The sequence below is a fragment of the uncultured Corynebacterium sp. genome (assembly GCF_902782855.1).
Lineage (GTDB): Bacteria > Actinomycetota > Actinomycetes > Mycobacteriales > Mycobacteriaceae > Corynebacterium.
Genome location: NZ_CACZOO010000113.1, coordinates 1 through 6,270 on the forward strand (window position 1 = coordinate 1; position 6,270 = coordinate 6,270).

A 6,270-nucleotide genomic window follows, 5' to 3' on the forward strand; every position below is an offset into this window, starting at 1 on the left:
CGCCGGTCCCACAGGAACCGTCCGACGAGGAAGGCGAAGTACACCGACAGGCCGATCAGCAGCATCTGGTCCCCGCTGATGAGCAGTCCCACCACCCCGGAGACCACGGCGATGACCGGCAGCAGCACGTCACGCCGCGTGGACATCGCCTCGATCGCCAGCACCACGAACAGGGCGGTCAGTGCGAAGTCGAGCCCCTCGATGTCCATCGGCAACGCCGCACCGACCAGCGCACCGACGATGCCCGGCAGCACCCAGGCCGCCTGGCAGAACACCTGCACCGCCATCACCCGGGCCTGCGTCCACGACGCGCCCGGCCGTGAGGACAGGATCGCGTAGGTCTCGTCGGTCAGCGCGTAGATCCCGTAGGTTTTCGCCACCGGTGACGTGACGGCCTTCACCGGGTAGCTCAGCCCGTAGAAGATGTGCCGGAAGTTCACCAGGAACCCGGTCACCGCCGCCGACAGCGGAGCCACACCAGCGGTGACCAGGGAGATCGCCAGGAACTCCATGGAGCCGGCGTAGATGACGAAGCTGAAGACGGGTGCCCACCACCAGGCGAACCCGGACTGGCTGACCAGCAGGCCGAAAGCCAGACCCAGCGGCAGGAGCCCCAGCCCCACCGTCCACGACGCCCGGAGACCTTCCCTGGCCTCGTCGACGACCTCGGACCTCACCGAACGGTCGCCTCCCCGGATTCACCGGACTCCCCGGACCGCCCGGACTGCCCGGCGTCCCGGCCTGCCCACCAGGCCTTCAGCTCGGTGACGGCCTCGTCGTGCTCCATCGGCCCCCGGTCGAGCCGCAGTTCCCTGAGGAACTTCCAGGCCTCACCGACCTCGGGTCCCGGCGCGAGGCCGAGGATCTCCATGATCTCGTTGCCGTCGAGTTCCGGACGCACCGCCGCGAGGTCCTCCTTCTCCTTCAGTTCCACGATGCGGGCGTCCAGGTCGTCGCAGACCCGCTGCAGACGCGCGGCCTTGCGCCTGTTCCGCGTGGTGCAGTCTGCCCGGACGATGAGCTGAAGCTGGGGGAGGAGGTCACCGGCGTCGGTGACGTACCGGCGCACCGCGGAATCGGTCCACGCGCCCTCGCCGTAGCCGTGGAAGCGCATGTGGAGGAAGACGAGCTGGCCGATCTCCTCGGTGGTCTTCTTCGGGAACTTCAGTGCCTTGAGCCGCTTGCGGGTCATCCGCGCGCCGACGACCTCGTGGTGGTGGAAGGTCACCGCCCCGGACTCGGTGAAGGCGCGGGTCGCGGGCTTGCCGCAGTCGTGCAGCAGGGCGGCCCAGCGCAGGACGAGACGCCGGTGCTCCAGCTGCGCGGCGTCCTCGTCGGGAAGTGCCTCGGTCAGCCGCCCCTCCAGCTCTGTGACGTTGCGCAGCACCTGCAGGGAGTGTGCGTAGACGTCCTTGTGCTGCCGGTGCTCGTCCTGGGTGAGCTGCAGTGCGGGCAGTTCGGGCAGGACGTGCGCGGCGATGCCGGTGGCGACCATGAGGTCCAGGCCGGTCCACGGCCGCGCACCGAGCATGAGCTTGTCGAGCTCGGCAGCGACCCGTTCGACGGTGATCCGGTCGATCTCGGCGGCCATCCGCGTCATCGCGTCCTGCACCCGCGGCACGACCTCGAAGCCGAGCTGGGAGGCGAAGCGGCAGGCGCGGAGCATGCGCAGCGGGTCGTCGTGGAAGGACTGCTCCGGTGCCGCCGGCGTGTCCAGCACCCCGTCGGCCAGGTCGTCGAGGCCGTTCAGGGGGTCGCGCAACACATGGGAGCCGGACGGGGACAGTTCCAGTGCGATGGCGTTGCCGCGGAAGTCGCGGCGCACCAGGTCCTCCTCCAGGGAGTCGCCGTAGGTGACCTCGGGGTTGCGGGACTCGCCGTCGTACCGGTCGGCACGGAAGGTGGTGATCTCCACGGTCATGCCGTCGACGAGCCCGGAGACGGTGCCGAAGGCGATGCCGGTGTCCCAGACGGTGGAAGCCACCTCGTCGAGGATCTGCGTGACCACGTCGGGACGCGCGTCGGTGGTGAAGTCAAGGTCGTGGGAGAGCCGGCCGAGCAGGGCGTCCCGCACCGAACCACCGACGAGGAACAGGGAGTGTCCACGGGCGGCGAAGGCGCCGGCGAGGGCGGTGAGGGTCCGGTCGTGGACTTTCACGGCGTCCTGCGCGGTCGCGAGCATGGTTCCGGTGGTGCGTTGCATTCCCACAATGGTACAGCCGGGTCACCTTTTCACAGGCGCAGGCACTACGCTGGTCAACCATGAGTCAGAGGCGTCGTCGAAGCATCCCGGACCCCCGGCGGTCCCCGGCGCGCCCGGTTCACCAGCGTGACCACCATGAACTGCCGACGTCGATCGAGACGAGCGCCGGTGGACTGGTGCTCTCCGGCATGCCCGAGGCGGTCCGCGGCGACGGTTCCGTGGACCTGTCGAAGATGTACGTCGCCCTCATCGGCCGTCTCGACCGGCGCGGACGCCTCCTCTGGTCGATCCCGAAAGGGCATATCGAAGCCGCCGAGGACGCGCACACCACCGCCGAGCGCGAGGTGTGGGAGGAGACCGGGGTGCACGGTGAGGTCTTCTCCGAGCTGGGCACCATCGACTACTGGTTCGTCTCCGAGGGCAAGCGGATCCACAAGACGGTGCACCACCATCTGCTCCGCGTGGTCGACGGGGAGCTCAACGACGAGGACCCGGAGGTCACCGAGGTGGCCTGGCTGCCGGTGAGCCATCTCGTGGAGAAGCTGGCCTACGCCGACGAGCGCAAGCTCGCCCGGCAGGCCCTCGACCGACTGCCCGACCTCGCCCGCGCCGAGGCGGAGGCCGGGCGTCGGACGCTGCGGTAGGTGGTCGTGTGCGTCTGCCCCGGCTGCTGTCCCGCCTGATCCCCCTCGCCGCCAGTGCGGCGCTGGGGGCGTGTCTGCTGTCCCCGGTCGCCCCGGCGTCGGCGCAGGACGTGGTCGACGGGATGGACGGGATGGACGGCACCCCGACCGCCTCCGACCTGCTGTGGGCCAATCCTGACGCCCGGTCGGCCGATCCGGCGTCCGGGGTGACGGCCCGGGTCACCGGGCAGTCCGCGGCGCAGCTGCCCGGGGACGGTGAGCTGGAGGTGGTGGTCTCCGTCGCCAACGATTCCGGCCGGACGCTCGGTGGCCTGGAGCTGCGTGCGCAGAGCGCGGACGCGGTGGGCGCCCCGGACGCGGTGGCCACCTCACTGCTGGCGAACCAGGGGGAGTACCCGTGGGTCGGGGAGTTCGTGTCGTCGGGCCTGACACTGCAGGCGGGGGAGTCCCGGGACATCACGGTGCGGGTCCCGGTGGGGCAGTCGGACACCTGGACCGGCTCCGACGGCACGGGGTCGGCCCCGGACGACGAGGTGACGCTGCCGGGCCTGGGGATCACCGGCCCCGGCGTCCACCCGCTGCTGTTCAACCTCAACGGCACCCTCGGCGACGCCGACACCTCGTTCCTCGCCGGGGCCCGCACGACCCTCACGGTCACCGGCGGCCCCGACGCCGACACCGATACCGACACCGGCACCGGCTCTGACACCGGCTCTGACACGGACACCACCCCGGGCCTCACCGTCCTGTGGCCGCTGTCCTCGGCGTCCGTCGCCGTCGCCGGCCAGGTGGGGGACGCCCCGGACCCCGCCGAGCTCTACCTGCCCGATGAGACCCTCGCCGGTGAACTGTCCGCGGGCGGCCGCCTACGTGGCCTGCTCGACACCTGGCGTGCCGCCACCACCGGCACCGACGGTGAGAAGATCCGGGCGGCGTCGTGCCTGGCGGTGGACCCGGACCTGCTGGAGACCGTGGAGCGCATGACCCACGGCTACACGGTGAGTTCCTCGGTGCCCTCCCCGGTGAAGGAGCCGACCCGGCTGCGTGACCGCTGGGACCGTCATGACGACGACGTCCCCGCGGCGAAGGGCACCGGGGAGGACGCCGCGACCGCGTGGCTCAACGACCTGCGTGACCTGGTCACGGACGCCTGCGTGGTGCCGCTGCCCTACGCGAACGCGGACATCAACGCGGTCGCCGCCGGTGGTGACCCGTGGCTCGCCGAGGAGATGACCGACCGCGGGGCCGCGGTGATCGGGGAGGTCCTCGACGTCACGCCCGCCACCGGAGTGCAGATCCCCGGGTCCGGCTACCTCGAGTCCGATGCCCTGCCGCTCTTCGCCGGCGCAGCGGACACCTCCCCGACCGCACCGACCACACCAACGACACCGACGACACCGACGACCGTCGTCGTCGCCGACTCGACACTCGTTCCCGCTGAGCGCACGACCGACACCGGAGACCCCGGAGGCCCCGGAGGCACAGACGGGCCCGCCCGCAGCGCGACCGGCACCCTGCCGGGTTCCACGGTGCGCACCCTGCAGTTCCCCGCAGCCCTCGGTGCGGCGCTCGCCGCGACCGGCCAGCGACCCGAGACGGCCGCGTACACCGACGCCCCGTCGCGCCGGGACCTCACCGCCGACGGTGCTGCGTCCCGCATGGCCGCGGCGGTGGGCGTCCTCGACCGCGAGCTGGCCGCCTCACGCGCCACGACCCGCCGGGTCCTCGCCGTCCCCCCGGCCGCGTGGTCGGTGGACCAGGCGGACGCGGCGACCTTCCTCGATGCGGTGCGCACACACTTCGCCGACGGTTCGGCCCGGCCGGTGACCTTCGGCGACGCCCTGTCCGCCCCCGCCGAACCGGTGACCATCGACGACTCGACCGTCGACGCCGACCCGGCCCCGGTCGATGACGGGGCGGCCCGCAATGTCGCCCAGGTCGCCGGGCACCTGCGCAACCTCACCAACATCATGGAGGATGTGCCGAGCATCACCCTGACCCGCCGGGTCTTCACCCGGCCGATGTTCGACGACCTGCTGCGCGCCGTGAGCGACACCGGTCGCCGCGTCCGGTCGGACGCCACCGCGGTGCGTGACAGTGGTGCGCAGCGCACCGGCCGGGTCACCGGCCTGGCCTATGCGCTGCGGGCCTCGGTGTCGCTGCTGCCGCCGGGCAATGTCTTCACCCGCACCAGCGACTCCTCCCCGCTCATCGTCGTGGCCCGCAACGGTCTGCCGCTGCCGGTATCGGTGCGGGTGCACTACGCCGGCGCGCCCGGCGTCACCCTGAACACGCCGGGCGTGCAGCAGATCCCCGCCCAGGGCAGCGTGACCCTCCAGATGACCTCCGCCATCCCGACGGAGGCCGAGCAGTCGGACCTGACACTGTATCTGTCGACCCCCGATGACGTGCGTATCTCCGATGAGGTGACGATCAGGTTGGCGTCCGTCCCCGGGCTGAACTGGCGCCTGGTCGGTGTGGTCGCCGCCTGCCTCGTCCTCATCTTCGTCGTCGCACGGACCCTCCGGAAACGGCGGCGCGCCGGGGACGGTTCGCCAGACAGCCGCCGAGTACAGGATGATGGTGCACGTGACTGATTCCCACGAGGACCCCGACCAAAAGTCCGGGCAGCGCCACCGGTTCCACGCGGCGGGCTCGCCGTCGTCGACGCCCGCGCGGCGTCCGGTGCCGTCGTCGTCCCCGGCTGCGGTGTCCACCGGTGGAACGCCCGCGGCCGGGGAGGCCGACGGCCACGACGGGAGGCCGAGCGACGCCGAGGTCGTCAAGACGACCGGCACGATGGCGGTCGCCACACTGCTGAGCCGCATCACCGGTTTCCTGCGCACCGTGCTGATCGGCTCCGCCCTGGGGCCCGCGATCGCCTCGGCGTTCAACACCGCCAACACCCTGCCGAACCTCATCACCGAGCTGGTGCTCGGAGCGGTGCTCACCAGTCTGGTGATCCCGCTGCTGGTCCGCGCGGAGAAGGAGGACCCGGACCGGGGCGAGGCGTTCGTCAGGCGGCTGTTCACCCTGACCTTCACACTGATGATCACGGTGACGGTCGTGGCGGTGTTCGCCGCGCCACTGTTGACGAGGATGTCGTTGGACTCCGACGGCAAGGTCAATGTGGGCATGTCCACGGCCTTCGCCTACCTGGTGCTGCCGCAGATCGTCTTCTACGCGATGTTCGCGGTGATGATGGCGGTGCTCAACACGAAGGGCTACTTCAAACCCGGGGCGTGGGCGCCGGTGGTCAACAACGTGGTGACGCTCGGCGTCCTCGGCCTGTACTGGCTGCTGCCGCGGGACTCGAAGCTGTCTCCGAATGACTCGGTGACGATCACCGACCCGCACATCATGCTGCTGGGTCTGGGCACCACCGCAGGTGTCGTCGCGCAGACGCTGATCATGGTGCCGTAC

General features: G+C 71.0%; 4 protein-coding genes and 1 pseudogene. 3 read left to right on the forward strand and 2 right to left on the reverse strand.

What is annotated here, in order from left to right; all coding sequences use genetic code 11:
• The coding region (locus QZV72_RS05275; RefSeq protein WP_297006034.1) for an AzlC family ABC transporter permease at positions 1–677 on the reverse strand (677 nt) is incomplete at its 3' end.
• Entirely contained in the window at positions 674–2,203 is a 1,530-nt protein-coding gene (locus QZV72_RS05280; RefSeq protein WP_297006036.1) for a CCA tRNA nucleotidyltransferase, read from the reverse strand. The genes QZV72_RS05275 and QZV72_RS05280, both read right to left, overlap by 4 nt.
• 140 nt (positions 2,204–2,343) lie before the next feature.
• Here QZV72_RS05280 and QZV72_RS05285 point away from each other — a divergent pair.
• The 3 genes and pseudogenes from QZV72_RS05285 to murJ all read left to right on the forward strand — a co-directional run.
• Positions 2,344–2,847: pseudogene (locus QZV72_RS05285) on the forward strand (NUDIX hydrolase); the annotation flags it as partial.
• A gap of 8 nt (positions 2,848–2,855) precedes the next feature.
• Positions 2,856–5,444: a hypothetical protein gene (locus tag QZV72_RS05290; protein WP_297006038.1), complete on the forward strand. Its 2,589-nt coding sequence runs from the start codon at positions 2,856–2,858 to the stop codon at positions 5,442–5,444.
• The coding region (murJ, locus tag QZV72_RS05295; RefSeq protein ID WP_297006040.1) for a murein biosynthesis integral membrane protein MurJ at positions 5,428–6,270 on the forward strand (843 nt) is incomplete at its 3' end. The genes QZV72_RS05290 and murJ, both read left to right, overlap by 17 nt.

What these genes read in the sequence shown, in the direction of transcription:
- QZV72_RS05280 (WP_297006036.1), bottom strand. Translation starts at nt 2,203, where the DNA reads ATGCAACGCACCACCGGAACCATGCTCGCGACCGCGCAGGACGCCGTG.